This is a genomic window from Rhodococcus sp. no. 34 (assembly GCF_054589475.1).
The window spans coordinates 95,821-116,958 of the sequence record NZ_BAAILK010000049.1; the positions used below are offsets into that span (position 1 = coordinate 95,821).

Below are 21,138 nucleotides of genomic sequence, written 5' to 3' on the forward strand. Positions count from 1 at the left end.
GAGCGTTCGCTGAGTTTTGCTGCACGCACCGTGACCGATATGTAACGTAAGTCACAGCAATATGGATATCACGGTGGGTACTCCGGAGCGGGAGCGCCAGCAAAGGGGAATCGTGCGAGTACGCGGAATGATTGCAGCATCCACACTGGTGGGGGGACTGCTCGTCGTAACAGGTCCAGCGGCCCTCACTGCCGGAAGCGCACCGACCGGAGGGTCACAGGTTCCGATCGCACTGGCGGGCTCCGCCTCGATTGCGCAGCCGGACTCTGTCGACTTCCTCCCGACGCCCCGCACGGTCCGAACGCAAAGATCGGCCCCGCCCAGCGATACGGTCGCCGGCGCCCCGGCAGCGCCCAACGCTGCGGCCGTCGTCCTCACCTCTCTGGGCATCCCCGAGATCGTCCTGAACGCGTACCGCTCCGCGGAGCTGGTGATGATGACCGAGGCACCGGGATGCGGAATCCCCTGGCATCTTCTGGCCGGCATCGGACGCATCGAATCCGGTCACGCCAACGGCGGCAAGACGACCTCGGTGGGTACGACAGTCACCCCGATCCTCGGCCCCGTCCTCGACGGACGGCTGGCAGGCAACGAAGTCATTCGGGACACCGACAAGGGCGCGATCGACGGTGACCCCACTCACGACCGCGCCGTCGGGCCGATGCAGTTCATTCCGGCCACCTGGGCCGGATATGCCAGCGACGGCAACGGGGACGGAATCAAGGACCCCAACAACGTCTTCGATGCGGCGCTCTCGGCAGCGAAGTACCTCTGCAGCGGCGGACTCAACCTGCGCGATGTCGCCCAGGAGACCAAAGCTGTTCTGCGATACAACAACTCGGCCGCTTACGCAGCAAACGTGATCATGTGGTCGACGGCATACAAGAACGGTGTCATTCCTTCCGGTCAGCTGCCGTACACCTCGGGCATCAACACCGGCAGCTCCGCGATCAACGCCGCCGCCTCGGCAGACTCCGCCGCTTCGGCCGTACTCGCCGCGGCTGCGGCTACCGATCCGGCGGCCGGCGACAAGGAATCAGCGTCGACGACGCCGACCCCGACCACCACTCCCCTCTTCCCGGGTCTGCCGGACATGCCTGCACTCTCACCCGAGATCCAGGCACTGATCCCGCCGGGCGTCATGCCGACCAGCCCCGCTCCGGGACCCAACGCCGCACGGAACGCAGCTCCCGGTCCGATCATCCCGCTCCCCGTCCTCACCTCACGGGGTCTCGTGTGGCCGATTCTGACGGCCGAGGGATGGCGCTGGCCCGACGACATGTGTGTGATCCTTCCGGACCCCGCAGCCCTCGACGCCTTGCAGGACGGCATCCTTCTGCCGTGCACGATCCCGGGCATGGCAGTGGCCGCCACGGCACCCGCCACCACCGACGCGGCTCCCGCGGAATCCTCTCCGCCCGCCGCCCCCTCGCCGGAGCCCGCTCCGGCCCCGGCCCCCGCACCCGCACCGGAGCCCGCTCCGGCCCCGGCTCCGGCATTCGTGCCGTTCTTCCCGGGCCTGCCCGGCATGCCCGCTCTGTAACCGAAAAATCACGAAAGAACAGTGCATATGCCCCAAACTGCCCTTCTAGATCACGGTTGAATAACGGAAGCGCAACAAATCAGGTAGCCTCGACTCCGTCAGTTGAACGGAAAACCTCCTCGCGGAGGTTCAGGAGGCATACACAGTGGGTCGGCACAGCAAGAAGACAGATTCGCACATCCGTCGAAATTCGGTCATCGCGCTCACCGGACTCATCCCTATCGGACTCGTCACCGCAGCCAACACGGCCGGCGCCGCTCCCAAGGTCCCGTTCTTCAACACCAGCTCCGCCGAAACGGTGGACACCGCCGCACAAGCCACGCAGGAACCGCAGGCGCAGATTCTGCCCGCCGTCGAAGCAATCGCCGAGCCGGCTCCCGCCCCCGCGCCGGAACCCGCGCCGCTGGCTCCCGTGCAGGCCACTCCCCCGCTCCCCGCGTCCATGGCCGAGGGAGCACTCGGAATCCCGAGCGTGAGCGTCGCCGCCTACCAGAACGCCGAGCGGATCCTCGCCGTCGAGAAGCCCAACTGCAACATGCACTGGACGCTCCTCGCCGGTATCGGCCGCGTCGAATCCGGCCACGCCAACGACGGCAAGGACGCCGACGCGAACGGCAACCTCTACAAGCCCGTGATCGGCCTGCCACTCAACGGCAGCCTCCCCGGCCAGGCCGTCATCATGGACACCGACGGCGGCGCCCTCGACGGCGACACCGTCTACGACCGCGCAGTCGGCCCGATGCAGTTCATCCCGTCCACGTGGAACCAATACGCCGGTGACGGCAACGGTGACGGAATCGCCGACCCGCAGAACCTTTTCGACTCCGCACTGACCACCGGCAAGTACCTGTGCGACGGCGGACTCAACATGCAGGACGTCACCCAGGTTGCCTCCGCGATCCACCGCTACAACAACTCGGCCGCCTACGTCGCCAACGTTCTGGCCTGGTCGCTCGGGTACTCCACCGGCATCGTGCCCGCCGCATCGGACCTGCCGCGCATCCACTGACCTACCTGGACTTACCATGGAGTCATGTCTGTACTGACCGAGTCCGACGTTCGCTCCGCGCTCGCGCGAGTTCTGGACCCAGAGATCCGCAAACCCATCACCGAACTGGGGATGGTCAAGGGGATCTCCCTCTCCAGTGACAACAGCGTCGACATCGGCATCTATCTCACGACCGCCGGCTGCCCGATGCGCACCGAGATCACCGAACGCGTCACCAAGGCCGTCGCCGACGTCGCCGGGGTCGGTGCGATCCGCGTCGAACTCGACGTCATGGACGACGCCCAGCGGACCGAGCTCCGCAAGTCGCTTCGCGGCGATTCCGCCGAACCCGTCATCCCGTTCGCCCAGCCGGGTTCACTCACCCGCGTCTACGCCGTAGCCTCCGGCAAGGGTGGCGTCGGAAAGTCCAGTGTGACAGTCAATCTCGCGGCAGCAATGGCCGCGCGCGGACTGTCTGTCGGCGTACTCGACGCGGATATCTACGGTCACTCGATCCCCCGCATGCTCGGCACCGACGCCAAGCCCACTCAGGTCGAGCGCATGATCATGCCGCCGGTTGCACACGACGTGAAGATGATCTCCATCGCGCAGTTCACCCAGGGCAACACTCCTGTCGTCTGGCGCGGACCGATGCTTCACCGCGCACTCCAGCAGTTCCTCGCCGACGTGTTCTGGGGCGATCTGGACGTGCTGCTGCTCGATCTGCCGCCCGGCACCGGTGACATCGCCATCTCGGTGGCTCAGCTCATCCCGAGCGCCGAGATCCTGGTCGTCACCACACCGCAGCAGGCCGCTGCCGAGGTCGCCGAGCGAGCGGGCGCCATCGCCCTGCAGACCCGCCAGCGCGTCGCCGGCGTCGTCGAGAACATGTCGTGGCTCGAACTTCCCGACGGCACCCGCATGGACGTCTTCGGCGAAGGCGGCGGGCAGACCGTCTCCGATCGCCTCACGAAGGCCGTCGGCGCCAAGGTTCCGCTTCTCGGACAGATCCCGCTGGATCCGTCCGTCCGCGAGGCAGGCGACGCCGGGACGCCGATCGTCCTCAGCGCTCCCGATTCACCCGCAGCCATCGCACTCAAGGACATCGCCGACAAGTTGGCCGTCCGTCAGCGCGGGCTGGCCGGAATGTCGCTCGGTATCAACACGGTTCGCAACCTGTAGAACCCCTCATACGGAAGGGCGCCTGTCACCGATCGGTGACAGGCGCCCTTGCGTATGTCGAATCTAGGTGGCGTCGAAGTCCACAGGAGGACGTTCGCCGGCGGTGAGTGGCTTGTCCTTCGACAGCGTCTTCGGCTCCTGCACTCCGCTCTGCGGCTTCTTGTCGAAGTTGCCCGTGAAGATGGAGTCGTCGCCGTCGAGGAGGTGCTGGGTGATCACAGCGCGCGGCGTCATTCCGCGCAGCTTGTTCAGATCTGCGAGCGGTTTACGCAGATCCTCGAAATCGGTGCCCAGTTCTTCCTTGAGCTGATTGGAAGCGCCCGAAGCATATTCGCGCACCTGCCTCAGGGATTTCGTGACCCAGGAGACCGCACCAGGAAGCCGCTCAGGTCCCAAGATGACCAGAGCCGCTACGAGGAGGATCATGAACTCGCCCCAACCGATGTTGCCAAACACAGGGTCAGCCTACTGTGTGCTCGCTCGGTGCGCGCATGTCCGGATCAACCTCACAGGAAGATCGCAGGGTCCGATCAGTCCGACACCGGCGTGACCGAAATGTCGACCTGCCGTCCGTCGCGGATCAACTGAACGTTGACAGGCTGATCGACGGTCGTCGCGTTGACCGCAACCACCAATTCGTCGGCACTTGTCACCGGTCGGTCACCGACCTTGACGATGACGTCACCCTCGACGATCCCCGCACGTTGCGCTGGGCTGCCGTCGCGGACATTGGCCACCGCAGCACCACTGGTCGCGTCGTTGACCGCGGTGCGGGCATTCACGCCGATGTCGGGGTGATGAACCTTGCCGTCGCGAATGATGGTCTGCGCCACCTCGGTCACCGTGTCGATCGGAATCGCGAAGCCGAGCCCGACCGAACCGCCGGACTCACTGAGCATTGCGGTGTTGATGCCGATGACGCGGGCTTCGTCGTCGACGAGCGCACCACCGGAGTTGCCGTGGTTGATCGCCGCGTCGGTCTGGACGGCGTCGATGACGGCGTTGGTATCGGTGCCTTCACCCGACAACCGCAGAGGCCGGTTCAGTGCACTGACGATCCCGCGGGTGACAGTCTTGCTCAATCCGAGCGGTGAGCCGACGGCGACGACGTCGTCGCCCACCTGAACATCCTCGGATTTTCCGAGCTGAGCGACCGTCAGATTGTTCGCCGACACCTTGAGCACTGCGAGGTCTGTCTTGACGTCACGTCCGACGATCTGGGCGTCGGTCTTGGTTCCGTCGGAGAAGATCACCTGGATCTTCGCGTCCTGAGCGGGCGGAACAGCCGAGGAGATCACGTGGTTGTTGGTGACGATGTATCCGGCGCCGTCGATGACCACACCGGAACCCGTGCTGCCCTGGTCGCCGACGGCGACCTGAATCGACACCACGGATGGCAGTACCGCGTCGGCGACTTTCGCCACCTGAGACTCCGGCTGTTCCCCACCGCCGGATTGAACGAGCGTGACACGTGAGCTGGTGAGTGAACTGCGATCGGCAGTGATGACAGTGGCAAGCAACCCACCGACGAGAGCGATGACAAGCGCCATGCCCGCAAGAGCGGCCAGTGCCGAGGGGGCGACCTTGCGACCGAACAACAGCTCACGCACGTCGAGTTTCTGGGCGGGAGGCAACTGCACCGGCGCCTCGGACTCTGCGGGCTTGCCCAGCGAGACGGCGGATTCAGGATCACGCCACGGATCACGCGGCGTTTCTTCGTCGGGCGTGTTGTTCGCCGTCGCCTCGGGATCGCGACCGATCGACTCGGTGGCGTCTGCGGGTCGACCGAACGCTTCGGCCAGAACCGGGTCCGGAGTCCCGATCACGACATCGGAGGACGGAGTCGATCGCGCGGCCACCGGAGTGAACGAGCCCTCGACTCCACTCGGCCGACCGAACACCTGGCGCGAGGCCGGATCGATCTGGGGTCGATAGACCGGACGGGGGTCGAGAACCGGCGCATCTGCCGGTCTGTCCACCGAACCGTTTGCCGAAGAATCCGAACTCACTCCGGAGTGCCCCCTTTTTCCGTCAGTCACATGGTCCAGTATCACTGATCCGCGCCGGGAAGCTGGCGCGCGGCGTCATTTGCGCCAGCGACGGGACAACCTCTTGCTGATGGTGGAGAAGCCGGCGGGTTGATTACCGACGGAACTGTCGGCGTTTTCCGAATTCGGCCCGGTAGTCGGACTGTTGCACGAAGGAATCTGGCTGAGAAGTCCCACCAGGGACAATGGCATCGTCATCTCGCCGCTTCGACGCAGCGCACCACGTGCCTGTTGCTGAGCATCGACGGCCGCAGCGCACTCGGCGCAGATCGAGATGTGATGCGAGGCCCGCAAGTAGGCCTGCATTCGGAGTTCTCCGTCGACGTAGGCAGCGATTGCCTCGCTGGCCAGATGTTCGGTCGAACCGAACTGGCGATGTGCCCGCGCCTCCGTCATTCGTCCCTCCAGGTGATTGACCACGTCCCGCTCTGTAGCTCGAACCCGACCGTCAGAAACCGACGAGTTCGGATTCGGCTGCGCGCTGCGCTGCCAGATGATCACGAATCGCCTGTCGCCCACGATGGATACGGCTACGAACCGTTCCGAGCTTCACTCCCAGTGTGGCACCGATTTCCTCGTACGACAGACCTTCGATGTCACAGAGCACGACAGCGGCACGAAATTCAGGTGCGAGTGAGTCCAGTGCGGCCTGCAGACCTGCGTCGAGGCGCGCGTCGTGGTAGATCTGCTCGGGGTCCGGACCGGGCGAGGGAACGCGGTCGTAGTCCTCGGGCAGCGCTTCCATACGGATGCGATTGCGTCGGCGAACCATGTCGAGGAACAGGTTTGTGGTGATGCGGTGCAACCAGCCCTCGAAAGTTCCGGGCTGATAATCGGAGAGCGAGCGGAACACCCGGATAAAGGTGTCCTGCGTCAAGTCCTCGGCGTCCTGGGCATCGCCTGACAACCGGTAGGCCAGGCGGTACACCCGGTCACCGTGCTGACGCACGAGTTCGTCCCAAGACGGCATGGAGGACTTCTCACCAGTTGCATCGAACACAGCAGTGCCGATCAATTCGGAATCCACAGCCGATTCCGTCGTCAAAACTTCCGACTCTCGAGGGCGAGGCTCGTCGTTGACCTGGTAAATAAGTTGATCCTCCTGCTCGGGATCGCGTAGTTCGATCACCGCGTTGTCCGAATCACGTGATGCGCGATATTCGGGAGAACCAGCCGATGCTGTGATTTGTTCCCGATCACCGAGCTGCGAAAGATCAACTTGGTAGAAATCGATACCGCCGTGCGATCTTCGATCCGGCGATGTATACACCTTTTCTCATCGCGGTGTGCACGCCATATGAGGAGCCTGAGGGATTCCTGAGAATCCTGGTGACTGCGCGCCTTGCAGCGACAATCCGAACCGCCCGATAACCTCATGAGCGTGACCCACGCCGAACAGATACTCCGCCACGTCGAGGACGTAGTTTCCGAGGACGAGATTTTGACCGCGGCGCGAGATCGAGCGCTGGATCTCGGAGCCCATCCGGTGACGCCCGCCGTCGGCGCGACGCTCGCGATGTTCGCGAGGATGCTCGACGCGAAGACGGCCGTCGAGGTAGGTACCGGAGCCGGCGTGAGCAGCCTGTGGCTTCTGCACGGCATGCGCGACGATGGCGTCCTGACCACGATCGACAGCGAACCCGAACATCAGCGGGCCGCCAAGCTGACCTTCCGCGAAAGCGGAATCGCTCCGGCACGCACTCGCCTGATCAACGGACGGGCTCTCGACGTGCTTCCCCGGCTCGCCGACGGCGGCTACGACCTGGTGTTCGTCGACTGCGCCGCGATCGACCACCCGCACTACGTCCGCGAAGGCGTCCGCCTGCTGCGCTCCGGCGGTGTCATCGTTCTGCACAACGCCCTGGCCGACGGCCGCGTAGCCGACAGCTCCGCACGCGACGCGACAACGGTTGCGGTCCGAGAAGCGGCAAAGGCCGTGACCGAGGACGAGCGACTCATTCGAGTCCTCCTCCCCCTCGGTGACGGCCTCCTCTGCGCGAGCAAGCTCTAGATCCAGACGCCCTTACCGATGGCGACGACGCCACCCTGACTGACGGCAAATCGTTCGCGGTCACGTTCGAGATCGACGCCGATGATTTCGCCGTCACCGACGACGACGTTCTTGTCGAGGATCGCTCGCCGTACGACGGCACCCTTGCCGATGCGCACACCCGGCATCAGCACGCTGCCCTCGACGGTCGCACCGTCCTCGATCATCACGTTGGAACTGAGTACCGAATTGCGCACGGTCGCCGCGGACAGGATCGACCCCGCACCGACGACCGATTCCTGCGCGAGTCCGCCCTTCACGAACTTTGCGGGCGCGAGATTCTCGGTGGCGCCGCGGATGGGCCAGCGACGGTTGTAGAGATTGAAGATCGGGTGCACCGACACCAGGTCCATGTGAGCGTCGTAGAAGGCGTCGAGGGTACCGACGTCACGCCAGTAGCCGCGGTCTCGATCGGTGGCACCGGGAACGACGTTGTCCTTGAAGTCGTAGACCGACGCCTCACCCGCGGCGACCAAGGCGGGAATGATGTCTCCGCCCATGTCGTGATCGGAATCGGAATTCTCTGAATCAGCGCGGATGGCGTCCACGAGCACCTTGGTGGTGAACACATAGTTACCCATGGACGCGAACGTCGAATTGGGGTCGTCCGGTGTCCCGGGAGGATGGGCGGGCTTTTCCAGGAACTGGGTGATGCGTCCGGACTCGTCACTGTCGATGCAGCCGAAAGCAAAAGCCTCACTTCGCGGTACACGAATACCCGCGACCGTCACGCCTGCCCCGGATTCGATGTGGTGCTGAACCATCTGTTCCGGATCCATCCGGTACACGTGGTCGGCACCGAAAACCACGATGTACTCGGGGTCCTCGTCGTAAACGAGATTGAGCGACTGCAGGATTGCGTCGGCACTGCCGGTGTACCAGCGCGGCCCGAGCCGCTGCTGGGCCGGGACCGGGGTGATGTACTCACCCGCGAACCCGGACAATCGCCACGTCTGCGAAATGTGGCGGTCGAGTGAATGTGACTTGTATTGCGTCAACACACAAATACGCAGATATCCCGCGTTGACAAGGTTGCTCAACACGAAGTCGATAAGTCGATATGCACCTCCGAAGGGCACTGCGGGCTTCGCTCTGTCCGCGGTCAGCGGATACAAGCGTTTGCCCTCGCCCCCGGCGAGCACGATTCCAAGCACATGCGGCTGGCTTCTCACACCGCTAACCTATCCGCACTGGTGAACTCCCGCTAGCGAAGCAGTCCGAGAGGTCCGATCGTGTCCCCCTCCGAACGGTCGGGGATAACGTGATCGGTAGCCGGATCGATTACGGGCGGTTAGGTTTAGCGCGTGCGAGTCGCGATGATGACCAAGGAATACCCGCCGGAGATCTACGGCGGCGCAGGAGTACACGTAACCGAGCTCGTCGCTCAGATGAAACGGCTGTGCGAGGTCGACGTGCACTGCATGGGCGCCCCGCGCGAAGGCGCGATCGTCCACTCTCCCGACCCCGCTCTCGCCGGATCCAACCCGGCCCTGACGACGCTCTCCGCCGAACTGCGCATGGCGGACGCCGCGGCCGGTGTCGACATCGTCCACTCCCACACCTGGTACACCGGACTGGCCGGGCATCTCGCGTCGGCTCTCTACGACGTGCCGCACATCCTCACCGCGCACTCACTCGAGCCCAGACGCCCGTGGAAGGCCGAACAGCTAGGCGGCGGCTATCGGATCTCGTCGTGGTCCGAACGCAACGCCGTCGAGCACGCAGACGCGATCATCGCCGTCAGTTCCGGTATGCGACTCGACGTCCTCGACGCGTACCCCGCTGTCGATCCGAGTCGCGTTCACGTAGTCCGCAACGGAATCGACACCGAGGTATGGCATCCCGGGGGATCTGCGCCGGGAGCACAGTCCGCACTCGCGTCGATCGGCGTCGACCCGGCGAAACCCATCGTGGCCTTTGTCGGACGCATCACGAGGCAGAAGGGCGTCGGGCACCTCGTCGCGGCAGCCCACCACTTCGACCCGGAGATTCAGCTCGTGCTGTGCGCCGGCGCTCCCGATACGCCGGAGATCGCCGCCGAGACGGAGAAGGCGGTGGCCGAACTCGCCCGGCACCGGGGCAATGTCTACTGGGTGCGCGAGATGCTCCCGACCGAGCAGATCAGGGAAATACTTTCGGCAGCAACGGTATTCGTCTGCCCTTCGGTGTACGAACCCCTCGGGATCGTCAATCTCGAAGCCATGGCGTGTGAGACCGCCGTGGTCGCTTCCGACGTCGGCGGCATCCCCGAGGTGGTCGCCGACGGCGTCACCGGTCGACTCGTGCACTACAACGCCTACGAGCCGAACGCATTCGAGGAATCGCTCGCGGCCACCGTCAATGCCGTTGTCGCCGACCGAGAAGGCGCCGACGCGATGGGTCGTGCGGGCAGGATCCGTGCGATCGACGAGTTCTCCTGGGCCGAAATCGCCAAGCAGACGCTCGAGGTCTACGCGGACGCCGTCACGAGACGCTGATCCGCGTCAGATCTTGCGATAGGTCGAGACCGTCGCCGACGCGGTGACGGTACTCGGCTGCGGCAGCTTCGCCACGGCGGCAGCCAGATCGGCGGGCGTCAGGTGTCTCGCCGACGGTCCCATCCCCACCAAGTCGAGGACGTCCTGGTGTGAGAGTGACATCGTGAACTCGACCTCGTCGCTACTCACACGCTCGAAGTATCCGGCCATCGACGATTCGAGACGTTCCACTTTGCGGTCGTCGACCCGGACCATCGCGAGAATGTCGATCAGCTCGTGCAGATGCCTGTCGGTGGGCGTCAGGACCACCAGAACGCCGTCTTCGGCGAGAACTCGATGGGACTGCGGACCGTTACGAGGAGCGAACACACAGAGCACGTGAGAGAGCGCTCCGTCGCGAATGGGTAGTGGTTGCCAGACGTCTGCGACGATCGAACCGATTCTTTCGTGGACCTTCGCGGCACGTCGGGCCGCGAACTTGGACACGTCCAACGCTATCGCCCGAGAATCAGGCAGCGAATCCACGACGTGTGCGAGGTATTGTCCTGTGCCTGCGCCGATTTCGACGATCCGCGCGGGGTCCGACCCCGCCGTCGTCGCGCAGGCCCGGGTGACGGCATCCATCAGCGGGCCGAAGTGGCCGGCGCCGAGCAATCGTGCACGCGCGGCAATCATCTCGGCACTGTCGCCGGTGAACTTCGTGGCACCGCCACTGATCAGGCTCACGTAACCCTGACGAGCGATATCGAATCGATGTCCGCGGTCGCACTCGGCGGCGCCGTCCACCAATTCCAGATCAGCAGCACACTGCGGGCAGGACAGAAGATCGATCACGGCGGCAAGCATTGATCCGTCCTTTCGGCTACCGGCGGTGCGCACACACTTCAGGCCCCGTACCGAAACGGATACGGAGCCTGCGTGCAATCACGTGCTGTTGTTCGTACTGCTACAACCTGGACCCGACTAGCTGGTGACGTTCGTGAGTTCCACACCGAGCGCTGCAGCTTCATCCGGGGTCAGCTCGACGACGAGGCGTCCGCCACCCTCGAGTGGAACCCGCATGACGATTCCTCGTCCCTCTTTGGTTGCTTCGAGGGGACCGTCCCCGGTCCGGGGCTTCATGGCCGCCATCCTCTGCTCCCTCCAGATCTGCGCTGCATTGCTCTGCGCCTCGACTAACGGTGCGCCCCGCCAACAATCAGCGAGGCTCGTACCCTCCATTGTTCCCTATGGATGCGGGAACCGGGAATCTGAGTCACATTTAGGGGTGTTCAGTCGACCGTCACACCTGCGCCGGAACCCAGCAATCGGCCACGTGATCATCGACCATTCCGGTGGCCTGCATGAGCGCATAAGCCGTGGTAGGACCCACAAACTTGAACCCGCGCCGCTTGAGTTCCTTAGCCATGGCAGTCGACTCGGGAGTGACCGCGGGAACCTCTGCAATTGATGTCAGTCTTCTGGTGCGTCGAGGCGGCGAGAACGACCAGAGTAACGAATCGAGGTCCAGATCGGGCGAATTCACGAGCACTCGGGCGTTGGAAATCGTCGCCTCGATCTTCGCGCGATTGCGGACGATCGCGGCATCGGAGAGCAATCTCTCGACATCCGCAACTCCGTACGCTGCGACCTTGTCCGGATCGAACCCGTCGAAGGCTTCGCGGAACGCCTCGCGTTTGCGCAGAATCGTGATCCACGAAAGTCCCGATTGGAATGCTTCGAGGGCGAGTCGTTCGAACAGTTCGTCGCGCCCGTGCAGCGGACGCCCCCACTCCTCGTCGTGATAGTCGCGGTAGAGCGTGTCGCCGGGCGTCTCGACCACCCAGCCGCACCGAACGAGTCCGTCGGCCATCAGCCCTGGGAATCCTTCGATTCGGATACGGTCTCAGGCTCCTCCTGCGATGCTTCGGCCTTGGCCGGAGCATCCGCTTTCACCAGGACCTCAGACCGCTCGTCACGGCCCAGTTGTGCACGCAGAGAATCGATTTCCAACCCGAGGCGATGCAGGGCCCAATCCACTTCACTCGCCTTGTAGCCACGCAGCACCTGCTGAAAACGCAGCGCGTCGACATCCGCCCCGGTGACGTCCTCTGCCGGGAGTACGGTCGCCGTCGTGCCAGGAGGCAGCGGCGGCAGCTCTTCCGAGCGCCCGAACACAGCACTGGCGGCGAGGAAGATCATCGCGCCGACCAGTGCCATGACAATCAGGTACAGGAGGATCGTCATCATGGACCGATACTCCCATACCCGAGTGTGAGCGGTCAGACCCCCGCGGTGCGCACTATCGAATTCATCGGGGGTCGATCGAGTAGCGAAACCTCGGTGGTCTCGGGCACGAAAGAATCGCCGTCGACCAGGAATTGGGTCAACCCGGCACCCGAATCCTCGATCCCGCACCGCCGGAGCATCGTTCCGATGATCTGCCGGCTCATCACACCGAGGTCGGCGAGCGGCCGGTTGCGATGCTTGCGCACACCGAGATTGACCTGACCGATCGCCGCCAGCCCCAACGTGTCGTACGTGTCGAGCAGAAGGCCGATCTCGACGCCGTAGCCGGGCGCGAACGGGACAGCGGACAGCAGCTCACGGGTGCCCGCGTATTCACCGCCAAGCGGTTGCAGTACCGACGTGAGTTCCGGCCGCAGCGCGGCCAACATGGGCCGCGCAACCAATTCCGTGACTCGCCCGCCGCCGTTGGCATCCTCCGTGCCGCTCACGCGCAGCGGACGGCGGTAGTAGCCCTTCACCAGATGGATGCCGTCAACCGTGAGCAGCGGCCCCAGCAGTTTGGGCACGAACGCCGGATCGGGATTGATGAGATCGGAGTCGACGAATGCGATCAGATCGCCGGTCGTTGCGGCGACCGAACGCCACAGCACCTCACCCTTGCCCGCGGTCGGCGGGATGGACGGGACTGCGCTCTCACGACTGATCACCGTCGCCCCCGCCGCGCGAGCACGCTCGGCGGTACGGTCGGTCGAACCGGAATCGAGAACGATCAACTCGTCGACCAGGCCACCGAGCAACGGATGAATGGTGTCGACCACCGCAGCAACGGTGTCCTCTTCGTTGAGCGCGGGCAACACCACCGAGACTGTTCGGCCACCCTTCGCCCGTTCGAGTTCGGCGACCGTCCAACTCGGATGGTCCCAACTGTTGGCGTCTGCCCATACGCGGGTCGGGCCCGCACCGGTGATGCTCATGCCAGACCTCGAACCGTACGTACCGGGGCACGGCGTCCTTGGATCGCGGCCACCATGTCGACTACTCGACGGGTGGACGCCACCTCGTGAACACGGAACACCCGGGCGCCGCCCGCCGCGGCCATTGCTGTCGCTGCCAATGTTCCCTCCAACCTCTCGGAAAGCTCCACACCAAGAGTCTCCCCGATGAAGTCCTTATTACTCAGCGCCATCAGCACTGGCCACCCGGTGTTTACAAGAACGTCCACTTTCCGCAACAACTCGAGCCCGTGGAAGGTGTTCTTACCGAAATCGTGGGTGGGATCGATCAGGATCGCGTCACGCGGAACCCCGAGTGCCAGGGCGCGCCCTGCCGCCGACACGACCTCGGTGACCACATCTGCGACGACGTCGTCGTAGCGGACACGATGCGGGCGGGTGCGCGGAACCGCGCCACCCGTGTGCGAGCAGACGATCCCGGCACCAGTCTCGGCAGCAACCAGGACGAGGTCGGGATCCGCACCCGCCCACGTGTCGTTGATCAGGTCGGCGCCTTCGGCGCGTGCCAACCGCGCGACGCCGCTCCGCCAGGTGTCGACGCTGATGATCAGCTCGGGGTACTTGGCTCTGATCGCGGCGACGAACGGAACGACTCGCCTGACCTCTTCGTCGGCGTCGACGAGGTCACCGGGCCCAGCTTTCACTCCCCCGATGTCCACCAGATCGGCGCCCTCGTCGACGGCCCCGTCGACGGCAGCCATCGCTGCCGAATCCGAGAACGTCGCGCCTTGGTCGTAGAAGGAATCGGGAGTGCGGTTGACGATGGCCATCACCAGTGCACGGTCGACCGCGACCGGACGCCCACACAGGGTGGGCGCCGGACCTGGCTGCGCGGTAGAACCGGGGAGTGAAGACATGCCACTCATACTGGCATGACGGAACTCGGTCTAGCCCTTGGGTACCGAGCCCGCCGCGACCTTTCCGACGTATTCGTCGTACGAGTCCACGTAACCACCCTCACGGCCTTCGAGAACGTGCAGAGTGTCGGCGCCGACGTCGTAGCCCTCGTTGCGCAATTCCACCTTGCGCGACTTGAAAGTGCTGGTGTGTTCGAGTGAGTCGACGATGCGGATGAACAGCGGGACCGCGTAGTTGGGGAGCTTGCCGTAGAGGTGTGCCGCGACTTCACTTCCCTCCAAGCTTTGACCGTCCCGCAGCTTGACCGCCGCCATGCCCGCGCGACCGTCGGTGCCCGGAATCTCGACGCCGTAGACAACTGCTTCCTCGACGGCCGGGTGCGAACTCAGCGCGCCCTCGACCTCCGTGGTGGCGACGTTCTCTCCCTTCCAACGGAAGGTGTCGCCGAGACGGTCGACGAAGGCGACGTGGCCCCATCCCTGCTTGCGCACCAGGTCTCCGGTGTCGAACCAGGTGTCGTCGTCCTTGAATCCGCCGCGTACCAGTTTGCTGTTGCTCGCCGCTTCGTCGGTGTAACCGTCGAAAGGCGCCCGGTCGGTGACCTTCGACAGCAGGAGTCCGACCTGGCCCGTGGAAACCTTGCGGAGTCGACCGTCGGCTCCACGCAACGCTTTTCCGGTGTCCTCGTCGAACTCCACGACGGCGTGCGGCAACGGGCAGATGCCTGCTGTCTTGTCGACGTTGAGTGCGTTGACGAACGCGATGTTGCATTCGCTCGCACCGTAGAACTCGGCGACGCGGGGTATGCCGAACCGCTGGGTGAATTCGGCCCAGATCTCAGGGCGCAGACCGTTACCCACCATCAGCCGAACAGCATTGTCGCTGTCGGTCGGCTTGACCGGCTGGTTGAGCAGATAGCGGCACAGTTCGCCGATGTAGGTGAACGCGGTCGCCTTGTTGAGTGCGATGTCGTCCCAGAACCGCGAGGCCGAGAACTGACGTCCGATCGCGATTGTCGCACCGGACGCGAGCACCGAGGACAGCGAGACCGTCAACGCGTTGTTGTGGTAGAGCGGCAGGCAGCAGTACAGGGTGTCCGAGCCGCGCAAGCGCACGCCCATCAACCCGAGCCCCGACATCGACTTCAACCAACGGAAGTGAGTCATCAAGCTGGCCTTGGGCATTCCGGTGGTGCCCGAGGTGAAGATGTAGAACGCCTTCTCCTTTGCCAGCACCTCGGCGGTGACCGCGGGGTTGGACGGATCAGCCGTCTTCGCCAGATCCGCGAGTTCGCTGACGAGAAGTTGGTTCGGTCCGCTAAATCCGGCGGGCAACGATTCGAGGGCTTCTTCGCACTCGTCGGCGACCACCAGGACGCGCGCATCGAGGAGCGTAAGGCTGTGTGCCAGAACGTCGTCGCGCTGGTTGTAGTTCAGCATGCCCGCTGCCGCGCCGAGTTTTACCGCGGCCAAGGCGATCAGCAGCGCTTCGGGAGTGTTCTTTGCCAGCACTCCGACGACGTCTCCGCGGTCGACTCCTCGACCACGGAGAACGTCCGCGTAGCGGTTCACCAGTTCGTTGGCTTCCGCGTAACTGGTCGCGTGGCCCTCGAACCGGATGAACGGGCGCGACGGGTGCGCGTGCGCGGCCTTCTGGAAGATCAACCCGATCGATTCCTTGGCCGAAGGCTTACGGGTGAGCCCGGCGGCCCCCCGCGCCAGGATCGGCACCTCGGTGATCATCGACGGCAGTTTTGCCGCCAGATCGAGCAGGCCGACGGTCGAACGGGCTTCCGAACTCATGGCTCCCCTAACACGTATCCGGCGCCCATTCGGCCGCCCAGTCTGCGGCCACCTTACTGCACGGTAATAAAGCCCGCCATGCCCCAGGTCAGGGTTTCACGCACGCGTCTGATCAGGATTTGACGCACGCGTCGAGCGCGGCCTCGACGTCCGTCCTCACCAGCAGAGTGTCCAGCGCCTGACGCCCGACGAAGCCGGTACCGTCGAGCTTGTTCAACCACTCGAGCAGGCCGGTGAAGTGGCCGACGGGATCGAGCATCACGACAGGTTTCTCGTGCATTCCCAGGTAGCCGGCGGTCCACGTCTCGAACAACTCTTCCAGCGTCCCGATTCCGCCGGGCAGCGTGATGAACGCGTCGGCGTGGTCTTCCATCAGCTTCTTGCGTTCGCGCATGGTGTCCGTGACGATCAGTTCGTCGGCGTCGACGTCGGCAACTTCCTTGTGCACCAAGGCTTTCGGGATGACGCCGACGGTCCAGGCACCCGCCGCGCGAGCGGACTCGGCGACAGCGCCCATCATCGACACGTTGCCGCCACCCGAGACCAACTGCCATCCGCGTCGACCGATCGCGGTTCCCACCTCGGCAGCCAATGCCAGGAACGATTCGTCCACCGGACCCGACGCGCAGTAGACGCAGATCGAGTACTTCTTGTCGGAATCGGTCACCATTCTTCTTCTTTCCCCAGATCTGCGGCCTCGTCGACGCCCTTGTCGGCGTTGAGGACGATTCGTACTGCTTCTTCCACACTGTCGGTGACGTGCAGCAAGTTCACGTCACCTTCGGAAATCTTGCCGTCACGCTCGAGGGTGCCGCGGATCCAATCGACGAGTCCGGACCAGTACTCGGTACCGAACAGGACGATCGGGAAGCGCGTGACCTTGTGGGTCTGCACCAGGGTGAGTGCCTCGAACAGCTCGTCGAGTGTTCCGAAGCCACCCGGCAGGCAGATGAATGCCTGGGAGTACTTCACGAACATCGTCTTGCGTGCGAAGAAGTACCGGAAGTTGATTCCGAGATCCACCCACTCGTTGAGTCCCTGCTCGAACGGCAACTCGATGCCGAGGCCGATCGAGTACCCGCCGGCCTCACTACAACCGCGGTTGGCAGCTTCCATCACTCCTGGCCCACCACCGGTGATGACGGCGTACCCGGCCTCGGCCAACGCCGTTCCCAGCTCGCGCCCGGATTGGTACTCGGGATGATCGACCGTGGTGCGGGCCGAACCGAACACCGTCACCGCACGCGGGACCTCGGCGAGTGCGCCGAAACCTTCGATGAATTCGCTCTGGATACGCAGCACACGCCACGGATCGGTGTGTACCCAATCCGTGGGTCCGCGCTTGTCGAGCAAGCGCTGATCCGTCGTGGTCTTCTCGTCCTTGCGCTTGCGTCGAAGCTGAACCGGCCCGCGGTGCTTGATCGACGAGCTCTGCTTCTTCGAAGCCGAATTCTTCTCTGGTGCCATGCGGCAAGGCTAACGGTCAGGCCGACAGATACTTCCTCAGCACGGCCGCGACGTCGGTGATCTGCTGCACCGGAACGTGCTCGTCGCGCTTGTGCGCGAGGTTCGGATCACCCGGTCCGTAGTTCACGGCAGGAATGCCGAGCGCCGAGAACCTGGACACGTCGGTCCACCCGTACTTCGCACGGAACTGACCACCGGCCGCCTCGATCAGGGCGGCAGCGGACGGGTTCGCCAAGCCGGGCAGCGCGCCGGGCGAGGAGTCGGTGACCTCGAATCCGAGGCCCAGACCGTCGAACACTTCGCGCACGTGCGCCTCGGCTTGTACCTCGCTGCGATCGGGCGCGAATCGGAAATTGACGTCCATCTCGGCTTCGTCCGGGACGACGTTTCCGGCGACGCCACCGGAGATCCGCACCGCCGACAAGCCCTCGCGGTAGCCGCAACCGTCGATGTCGACCGAGCGCGGCTGGTAACTCGACAACCGCTCCAACGCTCCGCCGAACTTGTGAATGGCATTGTCCCCCAGCCAGGACCTGGCCGAATGGGCGCGAGTTCCCGAAGCCGTCAACCGCACCCGCATCGTGCCCTGACACCCGGCCTCGATGAAACCGGCCGTCGGCTCACCGAGAATTGCGACGTCCGCCGCGAGCCATTGCGGGATCTCGCGTTCGATCCGTCCCAGGCCGTTGTACGTTGCGGCGATCTCTTCGCAGTCGTAGAAGACGAGGGTCAGATCGTGGGCCAGGTTCTCGATGGTGGCCGCAAGGTGTAGGAAGACCGCGTCGCCCGACTTCATGTCCACGGTCCCGCAGCCGTGCAGGATGTCGCCGTCACGCCGCGAAGGAACGTTGTCCGCGATCGGCACCGTATCCAGATGTCCGGCGAGCATGACCCGACTGGGCAAACCACGCGACGTACGCGCCAACACGGCATTGCCGTTGCGGATGATCTCGAAGCCCGAAGTCTGCTCACGCAGCGCATCCTCGACAGCCTGCGCAATGACGGATTCGTCGTGCGAGACGCTGGGGATGTCGACCAGGGCGGCCGTCAAGTCGATGGGGTCCGAAGCAAGATCGAGGATGCTCACGCGCACCAGCCTAGGCCGGTGCACCCACCACCCAGTAATCTCTAGTCCCGTGAGCGCACAGGGAGCAACAGCAGTAGGTATCGCCAACGTGACCGCGGACGGAACCGTCCTCGACACCTGGTTCCCGGCACCGGAGCTGGGAACATTCGACAAGACCGGTACCGAGAACGTCGAGGGAACAGATATTCCTTCCGATCTTGCACTGCTGGCAGGCACTGACGACGCTCGCGAGGTATCGCAGGTCGTCGTGCGCACCACCATCGCCGATCTCTCCAAGGCGCCGGTCGACGCACATGACGTCTACCTGCGCCTCCATCTCCTCTCGCACCGTCTCGTTGCACCCCACGGTGTCAACCTCGACGGCCAGTTCGGCCTGCTCAGCAACGTCGTGTGGACCAACTTCGGCCCGTGCGCCGTCGAAGGTTTCGAGCAGGTTCGCTCGCGTCTGCGCATCCGCGGCGTCGTGACCGTGTTCAGCGTCGACAAGTTCCCCCGCATGGTCGACTACGTCGTGCCGTCCGGAGTTCGCATCGGTGACGCGGACCGTGTCCGACTCGGTGCACACCTCGCCAGCGGAACGACCGTCATGCACGAGGGCTTCGTCAACTTCAACGCCGGCACCCTCGGCAACTCGATGGTCGAAGGCCGCATCTCCGCGGGCGTCGTCGTCGACGACGGATCCGATGTGGGCGGCGGCGCCTCGATCATGGGCACCCTCTCCGGTGGAGGCAAGGAAACGATCTCCCTCGGCAAGCGCTGCCTCCTCGGTGCAAACGCCGGCCTCGGCATTTCGCTCGGCGACGACTGCGTCCTCGAAGCGGGCCTCTACGTCACCGCCGGCACCAAGGTCACCGGCCCGGACGGAACCGTCGTCAAGGCCAAGGAACTGAGCGGCAAGTCGAACCTTCTCTTCCGTCGTAACTCGGTCTCGGGTGCCGTCGAGGTCGTGCCGTGGAAGGGCACCGGCGTCGAACTGAACGCTGCTTTGCACGCCAACGACTGATGACTGACACCGACGTCTCCGACGGAACAACCACTGCTCTCGGCCACGGTCTCAAGGTCCGCCATCTGACGATGATGGGCCTGGGCTCGGCCATCGGCGCCGGCCTGTTCCTCGGAACCGGCGTCGGTATCGCCAAGGCCGGGCCGGCCGTCCTGATCTCCTACATCCTTGCGGGCGCCGTCGTGGTGTTCGTGATGCGCATGCTCGGCGAGATGGGCGCCGCGATCCCGGCCAGCGGTTCCTTCTCTCACTACGCGCGCCTGGGGATCGGCGAGTGGGCCGGCTTCGTGATGGGCTGGCTCTACTGGTTCATGCTGATCATGGTGCTGGGCGCCGAGATCACCGGGGCTTCGGCGATCGTGAACGACTGGGTGCCGTCGATCCCGCAATGGGTTGTCGCCCTGGTTTTCGTGGTGTTCTTCGCCGTGGTGAACCTGGCGAAAGTCAGCAACTTCGGTGAGTTCGAGTTCTGGTTCGCCGCAATCAAAGTCACCGTCATCATCGGCTTCCTGATCATCGGTGTCCTGCTGGTGTTCGGCATCCTCCCCGATACCGACCCGGTCGGTACGAGCAATCTGTTCGGCCAGGGCGGCTTCATGCCCAACGGGCTGTCTGGCATTGCCGCAGGACTTCTCGTCGTGGCATTCGCCTTCGGTGGGATCGAGATCGTTACCATCGCCGCAGCCGAATCCGAGAATCCGGAACGCTCCATCGCCGTCGCTGTCCGGAGCGTCGTGTGGCGCATCAGCGTCTTCTACATCGGCGCCATCTCGATCATGGTTCTGGTGCTGCCCTGGAACGACCCCGAACTCGAGAGCGGCCCGTTTGTGGCCGTCCTGAACAAGGCGAACATTCCAGGCGTTGCCGGGTTCATGGAACTCGTCGTCGTGGTGGCGTTGCTTTCCGCGTTCAACGCCAACATCTACGGCACCTCACGGATGGCGTTCTCACTTTCGCGCCGCGGCGACGGACCCGCTTTCATGGCGAAACTGTCGAGCACCGGAGTTCCGACCAATGCCGTTCTGCTGTCGGTGTTCTTCGGCTTCGTCAGCGTCCTGCTCAACTGGCTGCTCCCCGACGTCCTGCTCGGCATCCTGCTCAACGCAGTCGGCGCTGCGCTGCTGGTCATCTGGATCTTCATCGTCGTCTCGCATCTGCGACTGCGTAAACAACTCGAAGCGTCGGGCAAGCTGACAGTTCGTATGTGGCTGTTCCCGTATCTGAGCTACGCGACACTCGCGATGCTCGGCGTCTTCGTCGTCCTCATGCTCTTCGACGCCGATGCCCGTGCACAGTTGATCTCGACCACCGTGTTGTTCCTCGTGATCGCGGCATTGGGTTTCCTGAACGCCCGTTGGCGTAAGCAGAATCAGCCCGTCTGATCCGTGTGC

Annotated in this window: 22 protein-coding genes; 7 read left to right on the plus strand and 15 right to left on the minus strand. The window is 64.2% G+C overall.

What is annotated here, in order from left to right; translation table 11 throughout:
* Nucleotides 1–73: 73 nt before the first annotated feature.
* From ACYP01_RS29185 to ACYP01_RS29195, 3 genes are all read left to right on the plus strand, one after another.
* Nucleotides 74–1,543, plus strand: coding sequence for a lytic transglycosylase domain-containing protein (locus ACYP01_RS29185; RefSeq protein WP_223304678.1), 1,470 nt, complete (start codon nucleotides 74–76; stop codon nucleotides 1,541–1,543).
* A 145-nt stretch (nucleotides 1,544–1,688) separates the two neighbouring features.
* On the plus strand, nucleotides 1,689–2,552 hold the full coding sequence (locus ACYP01_RS29190) for a lytic transglycosylase domain-containing protein (protein WP_003945171.1): 864 nt from the start codon (nucleotides 1,689–1,691) through the stop codon (nucleotides 2,550–2,552).
* A gap of 24 nt (nucleotides 2,553–2,576) precedes the next feature.
* Nucleotides 2,577–3,713 carry an Mrp/NBP35 family ATP-binding protein gene (locus tag ACYP01_RS29195; RefSeq protein ID WP_003945178.1) on the plus strand — a complete coding sequence of 379 codons (1,137 nt, stop codon included), beginning with the start codon at nucleotides 2,577–2,579 and terminating at the stop codon, nucleotides 3,711–3,713.
* A gap of 63 nt (nucleotides 3,714–3,776) precedes the next feature.
* Here ACYP01_RS29195 and tatB read toward each other — a convergent pair whose 3' ends face one another.
* The 4 genes from tatB to sigE all read right to left on the minus strand — a co-directional run bounded on the left by tatB (nucleotide 3,777) and on the right by sigE (nucleotide 6,806).
* Nucleotides 3,777–4,169 (minus strand): Sec-independent protein translocase protein TatB, encoded by a 393-nt coding sequence (tatB, locus tag ACYP01_RS29200; RefSeq protein WP_003945177.1) that lies wholly within the window; start codon nucleotides 4,167–4,169, stop codon nucleotides 3,777–3,779.
* 74 nt (nucleotides 4,170–4,243) lie between these two features.
* A complete protein-coding gene (locus ACYP01_RS29205; protein WP_065351193.1) occupies nucleotides 4,244–5,722 on the minus strand; it encodes a trypsin-like peptidase domain-containing protein in 1,479 nt (492 codons plus the stop codon).
* 75 nt (nucleotides 5,723–5,797) lie between these two features.
* Nucleotides 5,798–6,157, minus strand: coding sequence for a hypothetical protein (locus ACYP01_RS29210; protein ID WP_003945180.1), 360 nt, complete (start codon nucleotides 6,155–6,157; stop codon nucleotides 5,798–5,800).
* A 52-nt stretch (nucleotides 6,158–6,209) separates the two neighbouring features.
* Nucleotides 6,210–6,806 (minus strand): RNA polymerase sigma factor SigE, encoded by a 597-nt coding sequence (sigE, locus tag ACYP01_RS29215; protein ID WP_029255812.1) that lies wholly within the window; start codon nucleotides 6,804–6,806, stop codon nucleotides 6,210–6,212.
* A 330-nt stretch (nucleotides 6,807–7,136) separates the two neighbouring features.
* On the opposite strand from sigE, the gene ACYP01_RS29220 reads away from it, so the two are divergent.
* A complete protein-coding gene (locus ACYP01_RS29220) occupies nucleotides 7,137–7,772 on the plus strand; it encodes an O-methyltransferase (protein ID WP_007736091.1) in 636 nt (211 codons plus the stop codon).
* Here the strand turns inward: ACYP01_RS29220 and glgC are convergent.
* The gene (glgC, locus tag ACYP01_RS29225) at nucleotides 7,769–8,983 is read right to left on the minus strand and encodes a glucose-1-phosphate adenylyltransferase (RefSeq protein ID WP_003945185.1); all 1,215 of its coding nucleotides are present in this window, start codon (nucleotides 8,981–8,983) and stop codon (nucleotides 7,769–7,771) included. The genes ACYP01_RS29220 and glgC overlap by 4 nt on opposite strands.
* A 132-nt stretch (nucleotides 8,984–9,115) precedes the next feature.
* On the opposite strand from glgC, the gene glgA reads away from it, so the two are divergent.
* Nucleotides 9,116–10,288, plus strand: coding sequence for a glycogen synthase (glgA, locus tag ACYP01_RS29230; protein WP_459683528.1), 1,173 nt, complete (start codon nucleotides 9,116–9,118; stop codon nucleotides 10,286–10,288).
* A gap of 6 nt (nucleotides 10,289–10,294) precedes the next feature.
* On the opposite strand, the gene ACYP01_RS29235 is transcribed toward glgA, so the two are convergent.
* The 10 genes from ACYP01_RS29235 to dapE all read right to left on the minus strand — a co-directional run bounded on the left by ACYP01_RS29235 (nucleotide 10,295) and on the right by dapE (nucleotide 18,744).
* Nucleotides 10,295–11,134: a putative RNA methyltransferase gene (locus ACYP01_RS29235; RefSeq protein WP_459683530.1), complete on the minus strand. Its 840-nt coding sequence runs from the start codon at nucleotides 11,132–11,134 to the stop codon at nucleotides 10,295–10,297.
* Between the two features lie 117 nt (nucleotides 11,135–11,251).
* Nucleotides 11,252–11,419, minus strand: coding sequence for a DUF3117 domain-containing protein (locus tag ACYP01_RS29240; protein ID WP_003945169.1), 168 nt, complete (start codon nucleotides 11,417–11,419; stop codon nucleotides 11,252–11,254).
* A gap of 151 nt (nucleotides 11,420–11,570) precedes the next feature.
* Nucleotides 11,571–12,140 (minus strand): DNA-3-methyladenine glycosylase I, encoded by a 570-nt coding sequence (locus tag ACYP01_RS29245; protein ID WP_003945189.1) that lies wholly within the window; start codon nucleotides 12,138–12,140, stop codon nucleotides 11,571–11,573.
* Complete coding sequence (locus ACYP01_RS29250) at nucleotides 12,140–12,517, minus strand: DivIVA domain-containing protein (protein WP_003945181.1); 378 nt, start codon at nucleotides 12,515–12,517, stop codon at nucleotides 12,140–12,142. The genes ACYP01_RS29245 and ACYP01_RS29250 overlap by 1 nt, the downstream gene beginning before the upstream one ends.
* A 32-nt stretch (nucleotides 12,518–12,549) precedes the next feature.
* The gene (locus tag ACYP01_RS29255) at nucleotides 12,550–13,491 is read right to left on the minus strand and encodes a glucosyl-3-phosphoglycerate synthase (RefSeq protein ID WP_003945188.1); all 942 of its coding nucleotides are present in this window, start codon (nucleotides 13,489–13,491) and stop codon (nucleotides 12,550–12,552) included.
* A complete protein-coding gene (gene folP / locus ACYP01_RS29260) occupies nucleotides 13,488–14,387 on the minus strand; it encodes a dihydropteroate synthase (RefSeq protein WP_459683533.1) in 900 nt (299 codons plus the stop codon). The genes ACYP01_RS29255 and folP overlap by 4 nt, the downstream gene beginning before the upstream one ends.
* A 30-nt stretch (nucleotides 14,388–14,417) precedes the next feature.
* Nucleotides 14,418–16,190 carry a long-chain-acyl-CoA synthetase gene (locus ACYP01_RS29265; protein WP_003945170.1) on the minus strand — a complete coding sequence of 591 codons (1,773 nt, stop codon included), beginning with the start codon at nucleotides 16,188–16,190 and terminating at the stop codon, nucleotides 14,418–14,420.
* Between the two features lie 112 nt (nucleotides 16,191–16,302).
* Nucleotides 16,303–16,860: an LOG family protein gene (locus ACYP01_RS29270; protein ID WP_003945191.1), complete on the minus strand. Its 558-nt coding sequence runs from the start codon at nucleotides 16,858–16,860 to the stop codon at nucleotides 16,303–16,305.
* Nucleotides 16,854–17,657: an LOG family protein gene (locus tag ACYP01_RS29275; protein ID WP_003945176.1), complete on the minus strand. Its 804-nt coding sequence runs from the start codon at nucleotides 17,655–17,657 to the stop codon at nucleotides 16,854–16,856. Before ACYP01_RS29275 ends, ACYP01_RS29270 begins: the two co-directional genes overlap by 7 nt.
* 16 nt (nucleotides 17,658–17,673) lie before the next feature.
* Entirely contained in the window at nucleotides 17,674–18,744 is a 1,071-nt protein-coding gene (gene dapE / locus ACYP01_RS29280; protein ID WP_030536946.1) for a succinyl-diaminopimelate desuccinylase, read from the minus strand.
* Between the two features lie 49 nt (nucleotides 18,745–18,793).
* Here dapE and dapD point away from each other — a divergent pair, with 49 nt between their 5' ends.
* The gene (gene dapD, locus ACYP01_RS29285; protein WP_019749368.1) at nucleotides 18,794–19,747 is read left to right on the plus strand and encodes a 2,3,4,5-tetrahydropyridine-2,6-dicarboxylate N-succinyltransferase; all 954 of its coding nucleotides are present in this window, start codon (nucleotides 18,794–18,796) and stop codon (nucleotides 19,745–19,747) included.
* Nucleotides 19,747–21,129, plus strand: coding sequence for an amino acid permease (locus ACYP01_RS29290; protein WP_459683537.1), 1,383 nt, complete (start codon nucleotides 19,747–19,749; stop codon nucleotides 21,127–21,129). The genes dapD and ACYP01_RS29290 overlap by 1 nt, the downstream gene beginning before the upstream one ends.
* Nucleotides 21,130–21,138: the final 9 nt, after the last annotated feature.

What these genes read in the sequence shown, in the direction of transcription:
- ACYP01_RS29195 (WP_003945178.1), top strand. Translation starts at nt 2,577, where the DNA reads ATGTCTGTACTGACCGAGTCCGACGTTCGCTCCGCGCTCGCGCGAGTT.
- ACYP01_RS29210 (WP_003945180.1), bottom strand. Translation starts at nt 6,157, where the DNA reads ATGACGGAGGCGCGGGCACATCGCCAGTTCGGTTCGACCGAACATCTG.
- ACYP01_RS29220 (WP_007736091.1), top strand. Translation starts at nt 7,137, where the DNA reads ATGAGCGTGACCCACGCCGAACAGATACTCCGCCACGTCGAGGACGTA.
- ACYP01_RS29235 (WP_459683530.1), bottom strand. Translation starts at nt 11,134, where the DNA reads ATGCTTGCCGCCGTGATCGATCTTCTGTCCTGCCCGCAGTGTGCTGCT.
- ACYP01_RS29240 (WP_003945169.1), bottom strand. Translation starts at nt 11,419, where the DNA reads ATGGCGGCCATGAAGCCCCGGACCGGGGACGGTCCCCTCGAAGCAACC.
- ACYP01_RS29245 (WP_003945189.1), bottom strand. Translation starts at nt 12,140, where the DNA reads ATGGCCGACGGACTCGTTCGGTGCGGCTGGGTGGTCGAGACGCCCGGC.
- ACYP01_RS29250 (WP_003945181.1), bottom strand. Translation starts at nt 12,517, where the DNA reads ATGATGACGATCCTCCTGTACCTGATTGTCATGGCACTGGTCGGCGCG.
- ACYP01_RS29255 (WP_003945188.1), bottom strand. Translation starts at nt 13,491, where the DNA reads ATGAGCATCACCGGTGCGGGCCCGACCCGCGTATGGGCAGACGCCAAC.
- folP (WP_459683533.1), bottom strand. Translation starts at nt 14,387, where the DNA reads ATGTCTTCACTCCCCGGTTCTACCGCGCAGCCAGGTCCGGCGCCCACC.
- ACYP01_RS29265 (WP_003945170.1), bottom strand. Translation starts at nt 16,190, where the DNA reads ATGAGTTCGGAAGCCCGTTCGACCGTCGGCCTGCTCGATCTGGCGGCA.
- ACYP01_RS29270 (WP_003945191.1), bottom strand. Translation starts at nt 16,860, where the DNA reads ATGGTGACCGATTCCGACAAGAAGTACTCGATCTGCGTCTACTGCGCG.
- ACYP01_RS29275 (WP_003945176.1), bottom strand. Translation starts at nt 17,657, where the DNA reads ATGGCACCAGAGAAGAATTCGGCTTCGAAGAAGCAGAGCTCGTCGATC.
- ACYP01_RS29290 (WP_459683537.1), top strand. Translation starts at nt 19,747, where the DNA reads ATGACTGACACCGACGTCTCCGACGGAACAACCACTGCTCTCGGCCAC.